A 19,071-nucleotide genomic window follows, 5' to 3' on the forward strand; every position below is an offset into this window, starting at 1 on the left:
TGTGGCCGTTAAGCGACCCGTTTCCGGAAGCCTTGCCTGGGCTTTCTTTTCGATAATTGTTCTCTCCGTGCTGACCAGCAGCGTCGCGCTACTGACCCTTGCCAGCAGCCAGCGCGACGCTGAAGCCATCAACGTTGCGGGTTCACTGCGCATGCAGAGCTATCGTCTCGGTTACGAGATGCAGCGTAACAGCCCTTCCCTTATGGCGCATCGTGAGAACTGGCGGCAGACATTAAGCGCACCTTCCCTGCAAAAGCTGAACCGCTGGTACGTTCCGGGCAATGTCAAAACGCGCTACCAGCAACTGCAGTTTGCCTGGCTGGAAATGGATAAGCACATCGCCCGCGGTGACAGCGCATGGTATGCCGCGCATATTGAGGATTTTGTCGGCCGCATTGATGCCTTTGTGCTCGCCCTCCAGCATTACAGTGAACATAAAATCCAGACAGTGACCCTCCTCTCTCTGGCTGGCGCCCTCGGGATCCTGCTGCTGACGCTGTTTACCCTGCGGCGTATCCGCCGCCAGGTCGTATTACCGCTGAATAATCTGGTGGCGGCCAGCGAGCGGATTGAGCGAGGAGAATTTACGACGCCTGCGCCGGATACCGCCCTACCCAACGAGCTGGGCCAACTTTCCCGCGCTTTCAACCATATGTCGGGGGAGCTACACACCCTTTATCGGTCGCTTGAAGCTTCCGTGGCGGAAAAGACGCGACATTTGCACGAAGCCCACCAGCAGCTCGACATGCTGTTTAAATGCTCCCAGGCGTTGAATACGGGGCAGATAGACAGCCATTGTTTTCGGCACATATTGCAGATTGTCCATGAATACACTCAGATGAATTACCTGGAACTCCGCACCAGCGACGACTGGCGACTGTGTGAAGGGACCGCGTCGGGCAGCATCCCGATGCAAAATCTGCCGGTACTGATGCAGGACACCCTTTACGGTGAACTGCGCTGGCAAAGCGAGACGGACAGCGTTCCCCTCCCGCTGATGAGAAGCGTGGCGACCATGCTCGGGCGCGGGCTGTACTTTAACCAGGCGCAAAAGCATTACCAGCAGCTGCTGCTGATGGAAGAACGCGCCACCATCGCCCGGGAACTGCACGATTCGCTGGCGCAGGTGCTGTCTTATCTGCGGATCCAGCTTGCCCTGCTTAAACGCGCGTTGCCAGCGGATAATGCTCCCGCGCAAACTATCATCACCGACTTCTCCCGCGAGCTGAACAACGCCTGGCAGCAGCTGCGCGAGCTGCTGACGACCTTCCGGCTGACGTTAAATCATGCGAATTTACCCGCAGCGCTGCAGGAGTCTCTCGATGCCCTGCAGAGCCAGACGCAGGCCAGGCTGCACCTCGACTGTCGTCTCTCCTCCCTGGCGCTTGACGCCCAGAAACAGGTGCATTTATTGCAGATCGTCCGGGAAGCCGTTCTGAATGCGATTAAGCACGCCCAGGCCAGCGAAATTACCGTTAGCTGCGTAACGGCGGTGGATGGCACGCACAGCATCAGCATTCGCGACAACGGCATCGGGATTGGCGAGGCAAGCGAACCGCCCGGACACTACGGACTGAACATTATGCGTGAGCGCGCACAACGACTCGGAGGCATGTTGCACTTTTCGCAACCGCAAAACGGCGGCACGCTGGTCTGCGTGACGTTCCCGGTACCTGCGCCGTTAACGGGTAAATAACGGTAAAGAGGCAAGCGCAGGGAAAAGCGCATGATAATTTACACTATCTCCTTTATTTCTCCACGTTTGACCTGGGCCTTACCGCTAAAGTTAGGCGGGCAATAAACAATAATGACGTGCAGCAAAACGAGGTCACTTTTACATGGCGAATTTTTTCATCGATCGCCCCATTTTTGCCTGGGTGCTTGCCATCCTGTTGTGTCTGACAGGTGTCCTGGCGATTACTTCTCTTCCTGTTGAGCAATATCCCGATCTGGCACCGCCTAATGTGCGTGTCACCGCAAACTACCCCGGCGCTTCCGCACAAACGCTGGAAAACACCGTGACGCAGGTTATCGAGCAGAACATGACGGGTCTGGATAACCTGATGTACATGTCCTCGCAAAGCAGCGCCACGGGACAAGCGACGGTTACCCTGAGCTTTAAGGCGGGCACCGACCCGGACGAAGCGGTGCAGCAGGTACAAAACCAGCTTCAGTCGGCTATGCGTAAGCTGCCCCAGGCGGTGCAGAACCAGGGCGTTACCGTACGTAAAACCGGTGATACCAACATTTTGACCATCGCGTTTGTCTCCACCGATGGCTCAATGGATAAACAGGACATTGCGGACTACGTCGCCAGTAATATTCAGGACCCGCTCAGCCGTATTAACGGCGTGGGGGATATCGACGCCTACGGCTCACAATACTCCATGCGTATCTGGCTCGATCCCAACAAGCTGAACAGCTATCAGATGACGGCCACCGACGTGACGGATGCCATCAAAGCCCAGAACGCACAAATTGCCGTGGGGCAACTGGGAGGAACGCCTTCCGTTGATAAACAAGCCCTGAACGCCACCATTAATTCGCAATCCCTGCTTCAGACACCGGACCAGTTCCGCAACATCACCCTGCGCGTGAATCAGGATGGCTCAGAAGTGCGTCTGAGCGATGTGGCGACGGTGGAAATGGGTGCTGAGAAATACGACTACCTGAGCCGATTTAACGGCAACCCGGCCTCTGGCCTTGGGATTAAGCTGGCCTCCGGCGCAAATGAAATGGCGACGGCGAAACTGGTGCTGGACCGTCTGGATGAGCTGTCGCAGTATTTCCCGCACGGGCTGGAGTATAAAGTCGCCTATGAAACCACTTCCTTCGTAAAAGCCTCGATTGAGGATGTGGTAAAGACCCTGCTGGAAGCGATTGCCCTGGTATTCCTGGTCATGTATCTGTTCCTGCAAAACTTCCGCGCCACGCTGATCCCCACTATTGCCGTCCCCGTGGTGCTGCTGGGTACCTTTTCGGTGCTTTACGCGTTCGGGTACAGCATTAACACCCTGACGATGTTTGCCATGGTGCTGGCAATTGGCCTGCTGGTGGATGATGCCATCGTGGTGGTCGAAAACGTCGAGCGCATCATGAGCGAAGAAGGTCTTTCCCCGCGCCAGGCCACGCGAAAATCCATGGGACAAATTCAGGGGGCGTTAGTCGGCATTGCGATGGTGTTGTCGGCGGTCTTTATCCCGATGGCCTTCTTCGGCGGCACGACCGGCGCGATTTACCGCCAGTTCTCGATAACCATCGTCTCAGCAATGGTACTCTCCGTACTGGTGGCCCTGATCCTCACCCCTGCGCTTTGCGCCACCCTCCTCAAGCCGCTGCACAAAGGGGAACATCACGGTCAGAAAGGGTTCTTCGGCTGGTTTAACCGGATGTTCAACCGCAATGCCGCCCGGTATGAATCTGCGGTCGGTAAAGTGCTGCACCGCAGCCTGCGCTGGATGATGATTTACGTTGTACTGCTGGGCGGCATGGTGTGGCTGTTTCTGCATTTGCCCACCTCGTTCCTGCCGATGGAAGACCGGGGGATGTTCATCACCTCGGTGCAGCTCCCGAGCGGCTCAACGCAGCAGCAGACGCTGAAAGTGGTCCAAAACGTAGAGCAGTACTTCTTCACCCACGAGAAAGATAACGTTGTGTCGGTCTTTTCGACCGTTGGCTCCGGCCCGGGCGGGAACGGACAGAACGTCGCCCGTATGTTTGTCCGTCTGAAAGACTGGAATGAACGGGACACCCAAACGGGAACCTCATTTGCCATCATTGAACGTGCCACTAAAGCCTTTTCCCGTATTAAAGAGGCGCGCGTCTTTGCGAGCAGTCCGCCAGCTATCAGCGGCCTGGGGAGTTCTGCCGGGTTTGATATGGAGCTGCAGGATCACGCCGGCGCGGGTCACGATGCGCTGATGGCGGCACGCGACAAATTGTTAGCGCTGGCAGGTAATGATTCTGGCCTGACCCGCGTGCGCCACAACGGCCTGGACGACAGCCCGCAGCTTCAGGTGGATATCGACCAGCGTAAGGCGCAGGCGCTGGGCGTCTCCATCGACGATATCAACGACACCCTGCAAACGGCGTGGGGCTCGAGCTATGTGAACGACTTTATGGATCGCGGTCGCGTCAAAAAAGTATATGTTCAGTCCGCCGCGCCGTACCGCATGCTGCCGGATGATATTAACCGCTGGTTTGTACGCAATAACAGCGGCGGGATGGTTCCCTTCTCGGCGTTTGCCACCTCGCGCTGGGAGAGCGGTTCGCCGCGTCTGGAGCGCTATAACGGTTATTCTGCGGTGGAAATCGTCGGGGAAGCCGCGCCGGGCGTAAGTACCGGCACGGCCATGGACACCATGGAAAAACTGGTGCAACAGCTGCCCGCCGGTTTTGGTCTGGAATGGACGGCCATGTCTTACCAGGAACGTCTCTCCGGCGCGCAGGCCCCCGCGCTTTATGCCCTTTCTCTGCTGGTGGTGTTCCTCTGCCTTGCCGCGCTGTATGAGAGCTGGTCGGTTCCGTTCTCGGTCATGCTGGTGGTACCGCTTGGGGTTATCGGTGCGCTGCTGGCAACCTGGATGCGCGGCCTGGAAAACGATGTTTACTTCCAGGTCGGGCTGCTGACGGTGATCGGCTTGTCGGCGAAAAACGCCATTCTGATCGTTGAGTTTGCCAACGAGATGAATGCCAAAGGCCACGAGCTGATGGCCGCCACGCTACATGCCTGCCGTCAGCGACTGCGCCCGATCCTGATGACCTCGCTGGCCTTTATTTTTGGCGTATTGCCAATGGCAACCAGCACGGGTGCAGGTTCCAGCAGCCAGCACGCGGTCGGTACCGGGGTAATGGGGGGCATGATTTCGGCCACCATCCTGGCCATTTATTTCGTGCCGCTGTTCTTTGTGCTGGTGCGTCGTCGCTTCCCGCTCAGAGAGCGGCAGGAATAACATTCAGCCATAAAAAAGGCGGCTTTATCAGCCGCCTTTTTATTGTGTGATTAATTCACACTATGATTATTTTACTTATTTAAGTGCTCTTGCAATTCTTACTGAATGTCATTTACGAAGCATGCCTTCGATAAAATCTTTCCAGTTCCCCAGTTCACGTTCAATCATAACAACCTCTCTTATTATTATGCGCATTCTACGAAAACGTATCATCATTGTGAAGACTATTTAACCAATTGCTGTGATTGTACCCCGCCACCGTTGGGGATTTATGATAAATATGAATGGAGAATCTTAAATTTTGTGTGACGGCCAGCAATATTTTGAAATAACCCTACGAACGGGTGAGCTTTATTTTACCCGCTGAGTTTGTTAGCAATTTATACCCGGTGGACATCTATGCTTAAATGATGAAAGAATATTCAGCGTACAGATGTGCGTTGAATTAAGCAGACGTGTAAATCCAGAGTATTCCTGAATGTGTTATATTCTACTTAAGGATATATCTTCGAATTTATTGAACATTTAATGGTCATAAGGACAAAAGGATTCACCATGGTTGTGATGTACGGCATTAAAAATTGCGACACCATCAAAAAAGCCCGCCGCTGGCTGGAAGCGAACCACATCGAGTACCGCTTCCACGATTACCGTGCCGATGGGCTTGATGCAGATTTTCTGCATAACGCCATCAATGAACTGGGCTGGGAGGCACTGCTTAACACCCGCGGTACCACCTGGCGTAAACTGGACGAATCCCTGCGCGCCAGCATCGTTGATGCCGACAGCGCGGCAAAACTGATGCGTGAAATGCCGGCAATTATCAAACGCCCATTGCTCTGCAAGCCAGGTCAGCCTATGCTGCTGGGTTTCAGTGAAACCCTTTATTCTGACTTTTTCGTTGAGGTGTAGTGTATGTCATGCCCGGTCATTGAGCTGACTCAACAGCTTATTCGCCGTCCTTCCCTTAGCCCGGACGACGCAGGTTGTCAGGCATTAATGATTGAGCGCCTGCGTGCCATCGGTTTTACCGTTGAACGCATGGATTTTGGCGATACTCAGAACTTCTGGGCGTGGCGCGGCCAGGGTGAAACGCTGGCGTTTGCCGGGCATACTGACGTCGTTCCCGCAGGTGACGCAGATCGCTGGATTAACCCGCCGTTTGAACCGACCATCCGCGATGGCATGCTCTTTGGCCGCGGCGCGGCAGACATGAAAGGCTCGCTGGCAGCGATGGTGGTCGCGGCTGAACGCTTCGTGGCTCAGCATCCGAACCACAAAAACCGTCTCGCGTTTTTGGTCACCTCCGACGAAGAAGCCAGTGCCCATAACGGTACCGTGAAGGTGGTTGAAGCGCTGATGGCGCGCAACGAGCGTCTCGACTACTGTCTGGTCGGCGAGCCGTCCAGTACCGAAGTGGTGGGCGATGTCGTGAAAAACGGTCGCCGTGGCTCACTGACCTGTAACCTGACCATTCACGGCGTTCAGGGACATGTTGCTTATCCACATCTGGCCGATAACCCCGTTCATCGCGCTGCGCCAATGCTGAGCGAACTGGTGGCGATTGAGTGGGATAAAGGTAACGAGTTCTTCCCCCCGACCAGTATGCAGATTGCTAACGTCAAGGCCGGGACCGGCAGCAACAACGTGATCCCGGGGGATTTCTTCGTCCAGTTCAACTTCCGCTTCAGCACCGAACTGACCGATGAGATGATCAAAGCGCGCGTTGTCGCGCTGCTGGAAAAATATCACCTGCGCTACACCGTGGACTGGTGGCTTTCCGGCCAGCCGTTCCTGACGCAGCGCGGCAAACTGGTTGATGCGGTAGTGAACGCCATCGAGCACTATAATGAAATTAAGCCACAACTGCTGACGACGGGTGGCACTTCAGACGGACGCTTTATCGCCCGTATGGGAGCTCAGGTTGTCGAACTGGGGCCAGTAAACGCAACCATTCATAAAATAAATGAGTGTGTTAATGCGGCAGATTTGCAACTGCTGGCTCGTATGTATCAACGTATTATGGAGCAACTCGTCGCCTGACGAATGCTCTGAGAGGAATAGCGAATGGATTGGCTTTCAAAGTACTGGTGGATTCTGGTGCTGGTGTTTCTGGTCGGCGTACTGCTCAACGTGATTAAAGACCTTAAGCGCGTTGACCACAAAAAGTTTCTTGCGAACAAGCCGGATCTCCCGCCACACCGCGATTTTAACGACAAGTGGGACGATGACGACGACTGGCCGAAGAAAGACCAGAAGAAGTAATTGTTAATCTCACCCCTCCCCCTAACCCTCGCCCCTGTGGGGAGAGGGGCTGGGGGTGAGGCTACATAAACTCAACAATATCATCGTCATTCGGCTTACCGCCGCTGAGCGCTTCATCAAAGTAGTGCTTCGGCACGGTATAACGCAGATGATCGAGCGCGAATTGCATGCTGCGGTCGTCAATCGCATGGCCCAGATCGTCAACGATATCCAGCGTCACATCTCCACCTTCACGAATCAATGCTTCCTGAGCGGCAACCGCATGTGAAAGCTCAATGACCCGGTCTTCACCACCGTGGATCAGATGGATCGTGGTCTGCGTGGTCGCACTCGTCGGCAGCGTCGCAAAGCGGCCGTTAAACGCGATCACCCGTGAAACCAGACCCGGCTGCGCTTTCACACTTTCCAGGGACATGATAGATCCCTGCGAGAAGCCAATCAGCGCGGTCGCGTCAGCACCCACGCCGCTCTGCTGCTGCCAGTAGCGTACGATGTCGATAAACGTGGGCATGATGGCATCAATGCGCGCCTGACGGTTCTCCTCCGTCACGCCCTGAACCGGGAACCACTGTCGTCCGTTCGGACCACACGGTTCTACGCCGCCGATGCTGACAATCAATGCTTCAGGGAAAACAGGCGCAAACCAGCTACCAATCTGCCCCATATTGACGGCATTATCGCCAACACCATGAAACAGAAGCAGTAACTGTTTAGCCGGTTTGTCAGGGCTTTGAACAACAAAATGGTCGTGTTTCATGGCGGTCTCCTTAATTGATGAGCAGGATTTTACGCCTATGCGGGGTAATGACCATGCCACTTTACTGAAGAAGTCATTGAAAAAATTGCCATTGCAAAATGTCTGCTTTCAACTGCTGACAGCGCGAATAATCAAGGCTCTCAAGCGCTTGCGCGGTTTCTTCGCGAAGCTTTGCCAGTAACGCTTTTCGCCCGACCGCTTCGCTTCTGCTTCTCCCCTCGATTTTCCCGCGCAGCGCCGGAAGCGACATATCTGTGGCTAACAGCAACCGCGTCAGCGCGGCTACCGAGGTTGAAAACGCCCGGTGCGCAAAAGCAAACCCCGCCAGCTCCAGCCAGTCTTCACTATTAAGGGTAGCTTCCCAGGCATCAGTCACCGGGATCTTTTCGCCATTCCAGGCCGACAGGACGCGCATATCGCGGCATAAACGCCGATGTGCCTGCGTACACAGTTGATGCCCGGCTTCGCTCTGCGGCAGCAGCGCCATCGCCGTGTAACACCCGCTGCTGGCTTCCCGATGGCTGCCCATTCGCACCAGCACAAACCCGCACCGCTGCCAGAAACGCCACAGCTCGTCGGTATAACCAAAACTCACGGAGAGATAATCTTCACCGCTGGCGTTCAGGATCAGCCGCTGACCGATGCCTTCCCGCTGACGACGGGGATGAACCGCAATGCGGCTAATCCGTCGGCCTTCCAGCGTCGCCGCAAGAGGCGTTCCGCCGTGCGCCGCCAGCGACTGCGCCACAAGGTTCCCGCGTGGACGACGAGAGCCAGCCCACACCGCCCGGCTGAGTTCGGGGGACAATCCGCCCTCGTCCACCAGCCAGATCGCGCCCGCAATATCAGCCCCCGCGTCCGCAACAGCAAAGTGCTGGCCGGGGGCGTCCATCATCCGGCGTAAATCGAGCGGTGAGGTCCGGTAGTGGGCAGCACAGAGCAGTTCATAAACGCTTGCCACTCGTGCCGGGTCGCTCTCCCACTCTTGTGGCTCCAGAGACCTTACAGACACCTCACCTTCCGGTTTGTGGTCGATAAGCGCATCGTCAAACAGCAGCGTATTCGCCACGATCCGTTCAAGCGGACATCCGGCCGCCCAGCGAATGGGGGTGGATAAGGTATAACGCTGCAACCCACTGAATCGGGCGCAGAACTTCAGCAGAAATCCCCTTCCCGTCCCTTCGTAACCCTGAACCGTAGTGGTCAGTAATACGCGGGGAAAGCGTGTCACCAGCTTCTCCAGCAGCGGGCCTGGGATGGCTGCCGCTTCATCGACAATCAGCCAGTCGGCCTGCAGCGTGGAGTCCAGCAGCGCATCGGGTGCCATAAAGTGAAAACGCTCGCCCGCGAAACGCGCGATGACATCCGCTGCGCCTTTCGCCGGGGCCGTCACCACCGCACTCCCCTGGATGCTGCCCAGCAGCATCCCCGCCAGCGCTGACTTTCCGCGTCCGCGAGGTGCCGTCACGGCAGCGATGCCCGCAGGCATGACCAAAAGCGCGTCGAGGATCGCCGCCTGCTCACGCTGCGGCTCACCGCTGGCGGGCTGCCAGGCGGGTAAATCTGGCGCAGCGGGAAGCGTCAGGGGATGATGCTGTTGCCAGACGATCGCATCCGTATCGGCGGCAAGCGTCCGGCAAAAATGGTGAACAAAGTGCGGGGTAGCGATCGGCTCTGCGCTGTCACTCCAGCGCACAGAATCGCTGTCTGGCCTGTCGGCCCAGCCAGAGAACGGTGGTACTCGCAGTACGAGGAGGCTCCCGGCGCGCAACGTTCCGCTGAGTGCGGCGAATGCGGAGACGTCAAACCCGGCATGCGCGTCAAACACAGCATGCAGGTATTCGCGTCCTAACAGTCCGCCGATGGCTTTAGACGGGTTTTCATTCAGCCACAGCCAGTCTCCCGGTAAAGCATCACGCAGGGCTGTGGCCTGGCTCAGCGTCCACGGCTCATCGCCCATGAGCACCACCAGACGGCGGTGCCCGGTTCGCTCAAGCTCGCGTATCAGATGTGCAAACGACACCATCACATGGCTTTGCCGAAGGTATTACACTGGGCAGGATCACCGCTGTCAAAACCGCGTTTAAACCAGCTGTAACGCTGTTGCGACGTACCGTGAGTGAAGCTGTCCGGTACGACACGTCCCTGGCTTTGCTGCTGAAGACGGTCATCGCCGATGGCCTGCGCCGCGTTTAATGCCTCTTCAAGATCGCCGGATTCCAGTACGCCCTGCTGCTGCATGCTGTGCCCCCAGACGCCTGCGAAGCAGTCCGCCTGCAGTTCCATCTTGACGGAAAGACGATTCACTTCAGCCTGAGACGCATTTTGCTGTAGCTGACGCACTTTTGGCTCAATGCCCAGCAGCTTCTGCACATGGTGCCCGACTTCATGCGCGATCACGTAGCCCTGGGCAAAATCACCGTCAGCGCCAAGCTTGCGTTTCATGTCATCGTAAAAAGAGAGATCGATATAGACGGTGCCATCTGCCGGGCAGTAGAACGGCCCCATCACAGATTGACCGGTACCACATCCGGTACGGGTTGCGCCCCGGTACATCACCAGTTTCGGCTGCTGATAGGTGCGCCCCATCTTCTCGAACTGCTGACCCCATGTATCTTCAGTGGTCGCGAGAATAACGGAGGTAAATTTGGCCGCTTCATCTTCGTTCGGGCTGATGGAGCGCGGAGACTGTTGTTGCTGTTGCAGCGGCTGACCGGTCATCAAACCGGTGAGGTCGACCCCGTAATAACCTGCGACCAGCACCACAATCAGCAGGATGAGACCGCCCTTGCCGCTGGGTAGCCGAAAGCCGGGTCCCCCCATTGAAGGGCCGCCGCCGCCATCACTGCGCCTGTCTTCTACATTGTCACTTTCACGACGCCCTTGCCAGCGCATAACCACCTCGAACTATCCCATTAATAATAGCTATGATCGTAGGCGGTTAACGGCAAGATTACCATAGGAAACAAAGGTAAGACGCCAAAGGATGCAAACATCCTTTGGCAAGTGAGGGAGTTAGTCGAGCTTAACGCCTAAACGGTGAGCAACCGCTTCATAGGCTTCAATCAGGCCACCCAGGCTCTGACGGAAACGGTCTTTGTCCATTTTATCCAGGGTTTCTTTGTCCCACAGGCGGCTACCGTCCGGGGAGAACTCATCACCCAGCACCACTTCGCCTTTGAACAGACCGAACTCCAGCTTGAAGTCGACGAGGATCAGGCCCGCATCGTCAAACAGCTTTTTCAGCACGTCGTTGGCTTTGTAGGTCAGCTCTTTCATGCGCGCCAGGTTCTCTTTATTGACCCAGCCGAAGGTTTCGCAGTAGGAATCATTGACCATCGGATCGTGCATGGCATCGTTTTTCAGGAACAGGTCGAACAGCGGTGGATTCAGTTCGATACCTTCTTCAATACCCAGACGCTTCACCAGGGAGCCCGCTGCACGGTTACGAATAACGCACTCAACCGGAACCATATCCAGTTTTTTCACCAGACATTCCGTATCGGACAGCAACGCTTCCATCTGAGTCGGGATACCCGCTTCGGCCAGTTTGGTCATAATGAAGTGGTTGAACTTGTTGTTCACCATGCCTTTACGATCGAACTGCTCAATGCGCGCGCCATCCCCTGCTGACGTATCATTGCGGAACTCGAGCACCAACAGATCCGGGTTTTCCGTGCTGTATACGGTCTTCGCTTTGCCACGATACAACTCAGCTTGCTTCTGCATCTTCATTACTCCTGGTGTGATGATTTGTGTTCAAAACTGGGCATATTATGCCACGCACACGTTTGCGTGGCACGAAAATAAAAAGGGCGGGATTAACCCGCCCTCGTATTTATTTGCTGAATGCTGCCTGGAAGACAGCGACCAGCGCATCGTTCTGCGACTGGGTCAGCGTGTGACCTTTTGGATCGATAAACTGCAGACTACTGCGGTTATCAAGGTCGCCTACCTGAATCTTGTAATCACCGGAGGCAAGCTGAGGATCTTTGGCGCCCAGCTCCAGCCATGCACTGTCGGACAGTGGCTTATAGGTTGCCGTCATGCTACCGGTTGAACGGGTACTGTCGGTCACTTTCATGCCCACTTTTTCCAGCGTCGCTGGCAGACGCTGCCAGGTCTGGTTAAACGGTGCACGCACCACCAGCATTGGCAGGCCGGTATCGTCCGCGCCGCTCTGAACGTCGAAGGTGACGCCGTTACGGCTCTGCGCCGCATTTGCGGCATCAGTGGCAGTCTTATCCAGACCCGCGGCAATCACGTTCAGCATTTCAGTGCTGTAACGCTGCAGGGAGGCGGCATCCGCAACCGGTTTGCCCGCCTGCTCCAGGTTTAACAGCTTAACGTTAACCGCCTGCTGATAACCCTGTGGTTTAACGGAGACTTGATAACGTCCACGGTACTGCTGATCTTCATCCAGGCGGTTCCACTCGATCCAGTCGGTGGTTAAGGTCTGGCTGGCGTCATCGCGTTTATCAATGGTGTAGTTCTTCGCCTGAATAACGCTCACCACCTGTGGCCACAGATTGCTTCCGCGCGCGCTTTCAACCAGCAGAGACGCCGTATCACCGGTGAACTGGGTACGCGCTCCGCTGACCAGCGCCAGAGGCTGAGCTGGTGGACGAATATCAAGCGCTTTACCCACCAGGCCACTGCCATTGGTGACGGGGATATTATAATCGCCGTTCTGAATCGGCAGGATCATACCAGCCGGTGCATGAAGTTCAGCAAGCGGGGTCGCATCCAGATAGGATTCATCACCGCTCACCTGGCGCTTGTAGCGCGAGTCTGAACTACAGGCAGCGAGCAGCATAACAAGCGAAACACTCGCAACCTTCGCCAGGCGCGACTTCTGTACTGAATAAGCCATCAAATCTCCCTAAACTTTACAGCAAACCGGCATGCTTCAGCGCTGCCCTGACGATGTCGCGACCGTGGTCGGTAATCGGTGTCATTGGCAAACGCAGCGTATCGGATGCTACAAGTCCCAACTCCTTACACGCCCATTTCACGGGGATCGGATTGGGTTCGACAAATAATTTATTGTGCAGCGGCATCAGGCGCTGGTTAATGACGCGTGCCTCATCAAAGTGACCGGCTGCGGCCAGTTTGCATATTTCAGCCATATCGCGCGCCGCAACGTTTGACGTTACGGAGATCACGCCATGACCACCGAGCTGCATAAAGTCCAGCGCGGTCGCATCATCACCACTCAACAGGATAAAGTCGTCTGAAACCAGCTCTTTGATCTGATGAACGCGGCTTAAGTTCCCTGTCGCCTCTTTAATACCGATAATATTTTTTACTTCCGAGAGACGGCCAACGGTTTCCGGCAGCATATCGCAGCCAGTACGGGACGGCACATTATACAGAATTTGTGGCAAGTCAGTATGTTCAGCGATGGCTTTGAAGTGCTGGAACAAACCTTCCTGGGTAGGACGGTTGTAATAAGGGGTCACCGTCAGACAGCCTACGATGCCGCTGTCGTTAAAACGTTTGGTCAGGCTGATCGCTTCTGCGGTTGCATTAGCGCCTGTCCCCGCGATGACCGGAATACGTCCGTCAGCCAGCTCCAGGGTCAGCATAACCACATCGCCATGCTCTTCGTGGCTCAGCGTTGCAGATTCACCGGTAGTCCCTACCGAAACGATCGCCGAGGTTCCATTGGCGACATGGTAATCAATCAGCTTCTTCATGCTAGACCGGCAGACGTTACCTTTTTCATCCATCGGTGTTACAAGCGCGACAATACTTCCCGTGAACATGAGCCATCCTCTGTGCGAACAAGAGCCTCAATGGTACGTTTGGAACTGTAATAAAAGCAAGCGACCTGAGGCCCTCAGGCGGTTGTATGCATGTTTTTTTTATGCTTTCCTTAGGAAGACTTAACCATGCAAAGGAAGAACAGGTTTGACAACCTCATCACAACATTACCTGGTTATCACTGCGCTGGGTGCCGACAGGCCGGGTATCGTGAACACCATCACCCGTCACGTGAGTAGCTGCGGCTGTAATATCGAAGACAGCCGTCTGGCAATGCTCGGCGAAGAGTTCACGTTTATCATGCTGCTGTCCGGAACATGGAATGCCATTACCCTTATTGAATCCACCCTGCCGCTGAAAGGCGCGGAGCTGGATTTGCTGATCGTGATGAAACGCACTACCGCGCGCCCGCGCCCGGCCATGCCCGCTACCGTCTGGGTGCAGGTTGAAGTCACTGATTCCCCGCATCTGATCGAGCGTTTTACCGCGCTGTTCGACAGCCATCAGATGAACATTGCCGAGCTCGTTTCCCGCACGCAACCGGGCGACGAGAGCACCGTTCCCACGCTCTTTATTCAAATCACTGCACACAGCCCTGCCTCACAGGATGCGTCAAATATCGAGCAAGCGTTCAAAGCCCTCTGTACAGAATTAAACGCGCAGGGCAGTATAAGCGTCGTCAATTATTCGCAGCACGAACAGGATGGAGTTGAGTAATGAATCCACTGAAAGCCGGTGACATCGCACCGAAATTTAGCTTACCGGATCAAGACGGTGAGCAAGTAAATTTGACCGACTTCCAGGGACAGCGTGTTCTGGTCTATTTCTACCCGAAAGCCATGACCCCCGGCTGCACCGTACAGGCCTGCGGCTTACGCGATAACATGGACGACTTGAAAAAAGTCGGTGTGGAAGTGCTGGGTATCAGCACCGATAAACCAGAAAAGCTGTCACGATTTGCGGAAAAAGAGCTGCTGAACTTCACGCTCCTTTCCGACGAAGACCACCAGGTTTGCGAGCAGTTTGGCGTCTGGGGTGAGAAAACGTTTATGGGTAAAACCTATGACGGCATTCACCGCATCAGCTTCCTGATTGACGCTGACGGTAAAGTTGAACATGTGTTTGACGACTTCAAAACCAGTAATCACCACGACGTGGTGTTGAACTGGCTAAAAGCAAACGCCTGATCAACAGCAAAAAGGCAACGTCAGTTGCCTTTTTTAATGTTTGCTCCCTCTCCCGTGGGAGAGGGTTGGGGTGAGGGCATCAGCCCGCACAAAATCTACTTCTCTTCCACCGCCGGTACATCCGGCCATGCATGCACCACCGCTTTAATCAGCGTGGCCAGCGGAATCGCAAAGAACACGCCCCAGAACCCCCACAGCCCGCCGAAAATCACCACGGATAAGATAATCACCAGCGGATGCAGGTTTACCGCTTCGGAGAACAGCACCGGTACCAGCAGGTTCCCGTCAAGCCCCTGAATAATCAGGTACACCGCGAAGCAGCTCCAGAACTCCGTCCCCAGACCAAACTGGAACAGCGCGACGCCCACCACCGGAATGGTGACCACAAACGCGCCGATGTACGGAATCAGGACCGAGAATCCCACCAGCACGGCCAGCAGCAGCGAGTAGTTGAGGCCGAAGATCAAGAAACCAATCCAGGTTGCTACCCCCACCACCATCATCTCCAGCACCTTGCCGCGAATGTAGTTAGTGATCTGCTGGTTCATCTCTTCCCAGACCTGCCCCGCCAGCCCGCGGTTGCGCGGCAAAATACGCCGCACGGCGTTAAGCATCTGGTCTTTATCTTTGACCAGGAAGAAAACCATCAGCGGCACGAGCACGAGGTAAACGGCCAGAGTGAGCAGCCCCACCAGTGAGGCCAGCGAATATTTCACCACCGAGTCGCCCATCGTCATGATGCGGGCACGCATGTTTTCCGCCATCGCGTCGATGATACCGGCGTCCATCAACGCGGGATAACGGCGCGGCAGGGTGGCGGCGAAATCAGAGAGCTTATTCAACATGCCGGGCATATCGCGGATCAGATAGATCCCCTGCTGCCAGGCCACGGGCATCACCACGAAGGCCATCAACAGCAAAATGCCGACAAACAGCACCAGGACGATGCTCGCCGCCCAGCGACGAGAACAACCGATATGTTCCAGGCGCGCCGTTGGCCACTCCAGCAGATACGCCAGCACAATCGCCACCAGCAGAGGCGCGAGAAGGCCGCTGAAGAAGAACAGAATACCGAATCCGGCAACCAGAATAACCAACAAAGCAATGGCTTCCGGGTCACTGAACCGACGCCGGTACCACTGCATTAACATTTCGAGCATACAACCCTTCCCTGAATCGAATGGCGGGAGTGAGACGGTGAATTGTATCTAACTGTCACAAAAAAGACTTTCGCTTTTTGTATCCCTGTCACAATCCGCAAAAGCCTGATGAATGGGATTTTCTTCATGCTGTAACACAGCTACACTCGCAGGGCAGCAGAGATGAACGATATGGCGGTTCATCGGTCAAATTAGCACATCCAACATACAGGACAGTGGTTATGTTCAGGCAGTTGAGAAAAACACTGGTTGCAACACTGATTGCCGCAGTGACGGTCGGTCAGGTGTTGCCCGCTTTCGCTGACTCGTCCGACTCATTGCCGGACATGGGCACCACAGCAGGAAGCACGCTCTCTATCGGGCAAGAGATGCAAATGGGCGATTACTATGTTCGCCAACTGCGCGGCAGCGCCCCGCTGATTAACGATCCTTTGCTGGTACAGTATATTAACGGGCTGGGGATGCGTCTGGTGGCGCACGCCGACTCGGTCAAAACGCCCTTCCATTTCTATTTAATCAATAACGACGAAATTAACGCCTTCGCCTTCTTTGGCGGGAACGTGGTGCTGCATTCGGCGTTATTTCGCTACTCTGACAACGAAAGCCAGCTGGCTTCGGTGATGGCGCACGAAATTTCACACGTCACCCAGCGCCACCTGGCGCGTGCAATGGAAGACCAGAAGCGCAATGCCCCGCTCACCTGGGTGGGCGCGCTGGGTTCTATTCTGCTCGCAATGGCCAGCCCACAGGCGGGGATGGCGGCACTGACCGGTACGCTGGCCGGAACGCGTCAGGGGATGATCAGCTTCACCCAGCAAAACGAACAGGAAGCGGACCGTATCGGCATTCAGGTTTTACAGCGTTCGGGCTTTGACCCGCAGGCCATGCCGAGCTTCCTGGAAAAACTGCTCGATCAGGCACGTTACTCTTCCCGTCCCCCGGAAATTTTACTCACCCACCCGTTACCGGAAAGCCGTTTGTCGGATGCACGTAACCGTGCCAACCAGATGCGCCCGGTCGTCGTGCAGTCGTCTCAGGACTTCTACATGGCGAAAGTGCGAACGCTCGGCATGTACAACTCCGGGCGTAACCAGCTTACCAGCGATCTGCTGGACACCCTGGCGAAAGGCAACGTGCGTGAAAAAAACGCCGCGCAATATGGCCAGGCATTACAGGCGATGGAAGCCAGCAAATACGACGACGCGCGTAAAGCGCTGCAGCCCCTGCTGGCCGCAGATCCGAATAACCCATGGTATCTCGATCTCTCGACGGATATCGATCTGGGGCAGAAGAAAACCACCGATGCGATTAACCGCCTGAAAGGGGCGAAAGACATACGCACCAACCCGGTGCTACAGCTTAACCTTGCTAACGCTTACCTACAGGGCGGTCAGCCAGCGGAGGCTGTGACCATCCTGAACCGCTATACCTTTAACAATAAAGATGACCAGAACGGCTGGGAATTGCTCGCCCAGGCCCAGGGGCAACTGGGTAACCGCGATCAGGAACTGGCCGCGCGTGCTGAAGGCCTGGCACTGGCGGGTCGCCTCGATCAGGCGATTTCCTTGTTGAGCAGTGCCGGCTCGCAGGTCAAACTCGGCAGCCTGCAACAGGCCCGCTACGACGCGCGTATCGACCAGCTGCGTAGTCTGCAACAACGCTTTAAGCCGTACGAGAAGATGTAACCAAGGAGAAGTCATGACAGACGCGGTAAAAATTTATCATAACCCTCGCTGCTCTAAGAGCCGCGACACGCTCAGCCTGCTGAAGTCTAACGGTATCGACCCTGACGTGGTGTTGTATCTCGACACACCGCCGGACGCGCAGACGCTTCGTCAGCTGCTGCACATGCTGGGAATGGGCAGCGCGCGCGAACTGATGCGCCAGAAAGAAGATCTGTATAAGTCACTGAATCTGGACGACACGTACCTCAGCGAAGACCAGCTGATTCAGGCGATGGTTGAGAATCCAAAGCTGATTGAGCGCCCGATTGTGGTGGCAAACGGTAAAGCACGCATCGGCCGTCCGCCGGAAGATGTCCTCGACATCCTCTAGTCCTTACGCCGCAGCGCTTCCAGAAACGCCTGCGGCGTACTTTCTCCCAGCTTTTTCTGCGTTTTACCCCGGTTATAAAACTCGCATAGCGTGATAACGACCTCTCCAGCCGGTTCATCATTCACTCGCGGAATAATATCCCGGAGCGGTAGCGCCACCTGCAGCGCATTGTGCTTGTGTGGATGAGCGTTAACAACAACGTCTTGTGCAGGCAGCGTCGGTTCAAAACCGAAAGTCTCAACAGATTGTATATCAGCGGGGCAGGCCTCCAGCAGCGCGCGCGTCCAGGTAGTGAGCAACTGCGGTGAAAGACCCGCATAGAGCCGGGCATAACACCAGCCGCTCACCGGTTCGCGCGCCCAGAGCAGGTGTTGTTCGCCCCCATCATCCATATGCAGCGACAAAGGCTGATGATACAGCAGCAGCGTATGCGGCCTGATGCCAGCTTTCAGCGCCTTTTTTCCCTGCAACGAAGCCCCTTTTTGTTTCGCGGGTGCCGGTTTGAGATAGCGACTCAGCGTTGCCCGTGAGACGGGGATGCCCAGGATGTCGTTAACTATCTGCAGCAATTCATCTAATGGCGCACCTGATATGTCGCGCAGGGCATTAACCAGCGCAACCTGCTCTTGTCTCAGCGCTTTGTGTATCACTTTTGGCGTAGTGTGGTTATCCGAAACCCGATCGCGGTTGCGCCAGCGCCTGACGGTAGTGACCGAGATCCCCAGCTCAACGGCCAGTTCCCGGTCGCTTTTATCAGACTGCTGAAGGTAGCGGCGGATGCGCGGCGTGGTGGTGGCATTGGCGTGCAGTTTGATTTCCATTCCAATCCTCCTGAAACTAATCTGATGAGATTTATATTATAAAAGCGATTGCTTTGTGACCGATTTCACCTTTCGCTCACCGCGCTTCACTGATAATCCACAGACATA

18 protein-coding genes are annotated in these 19,071 nt (G+C 55.6%); 9 read left to right on the forward strand and 9 right to left on the reverse strand.

The window, feature by feature from the left end:
• Position 1 precedes the first annotated feature (1 nt).
• Together narQ and acrD are read left to right on the forward strand one after the other, a co-directional pair.
• On the forward strand, positions 2-1,696 hold the full coding sequence (gene narQ, locus ACOTXR_RS12135) for a nitrate/nitrite two-component system sensor histidine kinase NarQ (RefSeq protein WP_421767036.1): 1,695 nt from the start codon (positions 2-4) through the stop codon (positions 1,694-1,696).
• 142 nt (positions 1,697-1,838) lie between these two features.
• Positions 1,839-4,952 (forward strand): multidrug efflux RND transporter permease AcrD, encoded by a 3,114-nt coding sequence (gene acrD / locus ACOTXR_RS12140; RefSeq protein WP_014884759.1) that lies wholly within the window; start codon positions 1,839-1,841, stop codon positions 4,950-4,952.
• Between the two features lie 108 nt (positions 4,953-5,060).
• Here acrD and ypfM read toward each other — a convergent pair whose 3' ends face one another.
• Positions 5,061-5,120, reverse strand: a complete 60-nt coding sequence (gene ypfM / locus ACOTXR_RS12145; RefSeq protein ID WP_015572204.1) for a protein YpfM — start codon at positions 5,118-5,120, stop codon at positions 5,061-5,063.
• Between the two features lie 387 nt (positions 5,121-5,507).
• Here ypfM and ACOTXR_RS12150 point away from each other — a divergent pair, with 387 nt between their 5' ends.
• The 3 genes from ACOTXR_RS12150 to ACOTXR_RS12160 are packed head-to-tail and all read left to right on the forward strand — an operon-like array spanning position 5,508 to position 7,217.
• On the forward strand, positions 5,508-5,864 hold the full coding sequence (locus ACOTXR_RS12150) for an ArsC family reductase (protein ID WP_014884760.1): 357 nt from the start codon (positions 5,508-5,510) through the stop codon (positions 5,862-5,864).
• 3 nt (positions 5,865-5,867) lie between these two features.
• Positions 5,868-6,995 carry a succinyl-diaminopimelate desuccinylase gene (gene dapE, locus ACOTXR_RS12155; RefSeq protein ID WP_014884761.1) on the forward strand — a complete coding sequence of 376 codons (1,128 nt, stop codon included), beginning with the start codon at positions 5,868-5,870 and terminating at the stop codon, positions 6,993-6,995.
• Between the two features lie 24 nt (positions 6,996-7,019).
• Positions 7,020-7,217 carry a YpfN family protein gene (locus ACOTXR_RS12160; RefSeq protein WP_014171111.1) on the forward strand — a complete coding sequence of 66 codons (198 nt, stop codon included), beginning with the start codon at positions 7,020-7,022 and terminating at the stop codon, positions 7,215-7,217.
• 61 nt (positions 7,218-7,278) lie between these two features.
• Here ACOTXR_RS12160 and ypfH read toward each other — a convergent pair whose 3' ends face one another.
• The 6 genes from ypfH to dapA form a co-directional block, all read right to left on the reverse strand.
• Positions 7,279-7,974 (reverse strand): esterase, encoded by a 696-nt coding sequence (gene ypfH, locus ACOTXR_RS12165; RefSeq protein ID WP_023338628.1) that lies wholly within the window; start codon positions 7,972-7,974, stop codon positions 7,279-7,281.
• Between the two features lie 73 nt (positions 7,975-8,047).
• Positions 8,048-10,000, reverse strand: a complete 1,953-nt coding sequence (locus ACOTXR_RS12170) for a tRNA(Met) cytidine acetyltransferase TmcA (protein ID WP_222834864.1) — start codon at positions 9,998-10,000, stop codon at positions 8,048-8,050.
• On the reverse strand, positions 10,000-10,869 hold the full coding sequence (locus ACOTXR_RS12175; protein WP_032635896.1) for a neutral zinc metallopeptidase: 870 nt from the start codon (positions 10,867-10,869) through the stop codon (positions 10,000-10,002). Before ACOTXR_RS12175 ends, ACOTXR_RS12170 begins: the two co-directional genes overlap by 1 nt.
• A gap of 120 nt (positions 10,870-10,989) precedes the next feature.
• Positions 10,990-11,703 carry a phosphoribosylaminoimidazolesuccinocarboxamide synthase gene (gene purC, locus ACOTXR_RS12180; protein ID WP_008501631.1) on the reverse strand — a complete coding sequence of 238 codons (714 nt, stop codon included), beginning with the start codon at positions 11,701-11,703 and terminating at the stop codon, positions 10,990-10,992.
• A gap of 109 nt (positions 11,704-11,812) precedes the next feature.
• Positions 11,813-12,847, reverse strand: coding sequence for an outer membrane protein assembly factor BamC (bamC, locus tag ACOTXR_RS12185; protein WP_014884765.1), 1,035 nt, complete (start codon positions 12,845-12,847; stop codon positions 11,813-11,815).
• Positions 12,848-12,863: 16 nt separating this feature from the next.
• Positions 12,864-13,742: a 4-hydroxy-tetrahydrodipicolinate synthase gene (dapA, locus tag ACOTXR_RS12190; protein WP_200923645.1), complete on the reverse strand. Its 879-nt coding sequence runs from the start codon at positions 13,740-13,742 to the stop codon at positions 12,864-12,866.
• A 145-nt stretch (positions 13,743-13,887) separates the two neighbouring features.
• On the opposite strand from dapA, the gene ACOTXR_RS12195 reads away from it, so the two are divergent.
• Complete coding sequence (locus tag ACOTXR_RS12195; protein ID WP_014884767.1) at positions 13,888-14,457, forward strand: glycine cleavage system transcriptional repressor; 570 nt, start codon at positions 13,888-13,890, stop codon at positions 14,455-14,457.
• Positions 14,457-14,927: a thioredoxin-dependent thiol peroxidase gene (gene bcp, locus ACOTXR_RS12200; protein WP_014884768.1), complete on the forward strand. Its 471-nt coding sequence runs from the start codon at positions 14,457-14,459 to the stop codon at positions 14,925-14,927. The genes ACOTXR_RS12195 and bcp overlap by 1 nt, the downstream gene beginning before the upstream one ends.
• A 95-nt stretch (positions 14,928-15,022) precedes the next feature.
• Here the strand turns inward: bcp and ACOTXR_RS12205 are convergent, their stop codons facing one another.
• Complete coding sequence (locus ACOTXR_RS12205) at positions 15,023-16,087, reverse strand: AI-2E family transporter (RefSeq protein ID WP_058691223.1); 1,065 nt, start codon at positions 16,085-16,087, stop codon at positions 15,023-15,025.
• A 221-nt stretch (positions 16,088-16,308) separates the two neighbouring features.
• Here ACOTXR_RS12205 and bepA point away from each other — a divergent pair, with 221 nt between their 5' ends.
• Both bepA and arsC read left to right on the forward strand, forming a co-directional pair.
• Positions 16,309-17,772, forward strand: a complete 1,464-nt coding sequence (gene bepA, locus ACOTXR_RS12210; RefSeq protein ID WP_222834612.1) for a beta-barrel assembly-enhancing protease — start codon at positions 16,309-16,311, stop codon at positions 17,770-17,772.
• Positions 17,773-17,785: 13 nt separating this feature from the next.
• Positions 17,786-18,142 (forward strand): arsenate reductase (glutaredoxin), encoded by a 357-nt coding sequence (gene arsC, locus ACOTXR_RS12215; protein ID WP_045281130.1) that lies wholly within the window; start codon positions 17,786-17,788, stop codon positions 18,140-18,142.
• On the opposite strand, the gene ACOTXR_RS12220 is transcribed toward arsC, so the two are convergent.
• A complete protein-coding gene (locus ACOTXR_RS12220) occupies positions 18,139-18,963 on the reverse strand; it encodes a transcriptional regulator (RefSeq protein ID WP_014884772.1) in 825 nt (274 codons plus the stop codon). The genes arsC and ACOTXR_RS12220 overlap by 4 nt on opposite strands.
• Positions 18,964-19,071 lie beyond the last annotated feature (108 nt).

It is taken from the genome of Enterobacter cloacae complex sp. IR53030, assembly GCF_049238365.1.
In the GTDB taxonomy this organism is placed as follows: domain Bacteria; phylum Pseudomonadota; class Gammaproteobacteria; order Enterobacterales; family Enterobacteriaceae; genus Enterobacter; species Enterobacter kobei.

What these genes read in the sequence shown, in the direction of transcription:
- ACOTXR_RS12220 (WP_014884772.1), bottom strand. Translation starts at nt 18,963, where the DNA reads ATGGAAATCAAACTGCACGCCAATGCCACCACCACGCCGCGCATCCGC.
- bamC (WP_014884765.1), bottom strand. Translation starts at nt 12,847, where the DNA reads ATGGCTTATTCAGTACAGAAGTCGCGCCTGGCGAAGGTTGCGAGTGTT.
- ACOTXR_RS12150 (WP_014884760.1), top strand. Translation starts at nt 5,508, where the DNA reads ATGGTTGTGATGTACGGCATTAAAAATTGCGACACCATCAAAAAAGCC.
- bcp (WP_014884768.1), top strand. Translation starts at nt 14,457, where the DNA reads ATGAATCCACTGAAAGCCGGTGACATCGCACCGAAATTTAGCTTACCG.
- bepA (WP_222834612.1), top strand. Translation starts at nt 16,309, where the DNA reads ATGTTCAGGCAGTTGAGAAAAACACTGGTTGCAACACTGATTGCCGCA.
- purC (WP_008501631.1), bottom strand. Translation starts at nt 11,703, where the DNA reads ATGCAGAAGCAAGCTGAGTTGTATCGTGGCAAAGCGAAGACCGTATAC.
- ACOTXR_RS12170 (WP_222834864.1), bottom strand. Translation starts at nt 10,000, where the DNA reads ATGGTGTCGTTTGCACATCTGATACGCGAGCTTGAGCGAACCGGGCAC.
- acrD (WP_014884759.1), top strand. Translation starts at nt 1,839, where the DNA reads ATGGCGAATTTTTTCATCGATCGCCCCATTTTTGCCTGGGTGCTTGCC.
- ACOTXR_RS12160 (WP_014171111.1), top strand. Translation starts at nt 7,020, where the DNA reads ATGGATTGGCTTTCAAAGTACTGGTGGATTCTGGTGCTGGTGTTTCTG.
- arsC (WP_045281130.1), top strand. Translation starts at nt 17,786, where the DNA reads ATGACAGACGCGGTAAAAATTTATCATAACCCTCGCTGCTCTAAGAGC.
- ACOTXR_RS12205 (WP_058691223.1), bottom strand. Translation starts at nt 16,087, where the DNA reads ATGCTCGAAATGTTAATGCAGTGGTACCGGCGTCGGTTCAGTGACCCG.
- ypfH (WP_023338628.1), bottom strand. Translation starts at nt 7,974, where the DNA reads ATGAAACACGACCATTTTGTTGTTCAAAGCCCTGACAAACCGGCTAAA.
- ACOTXR_RS12175 (WP_032635896.1), bottom strand. Translation starts at nt 10,869, where the DNA reads ATGCGCTGGCAAGGGCGTCGTGAAAGTGACAATGTAGAAGACAGGCGC.
- dapA (WP_200923645.1), bottom strand. Translation starts at nt 13,742, where the DNA reads ATGTTCACGGGAAGTATTGTCGCGCTTGTAACACCGATGGATGAAAAA.
- dapE (WP_014884761.1), top strand. Translation starts at nt 5,868, where the DNA reads ATGTCATGCCCGGTCATTGAGCTGACTCAACAGCTTATTCGCCGTCCT.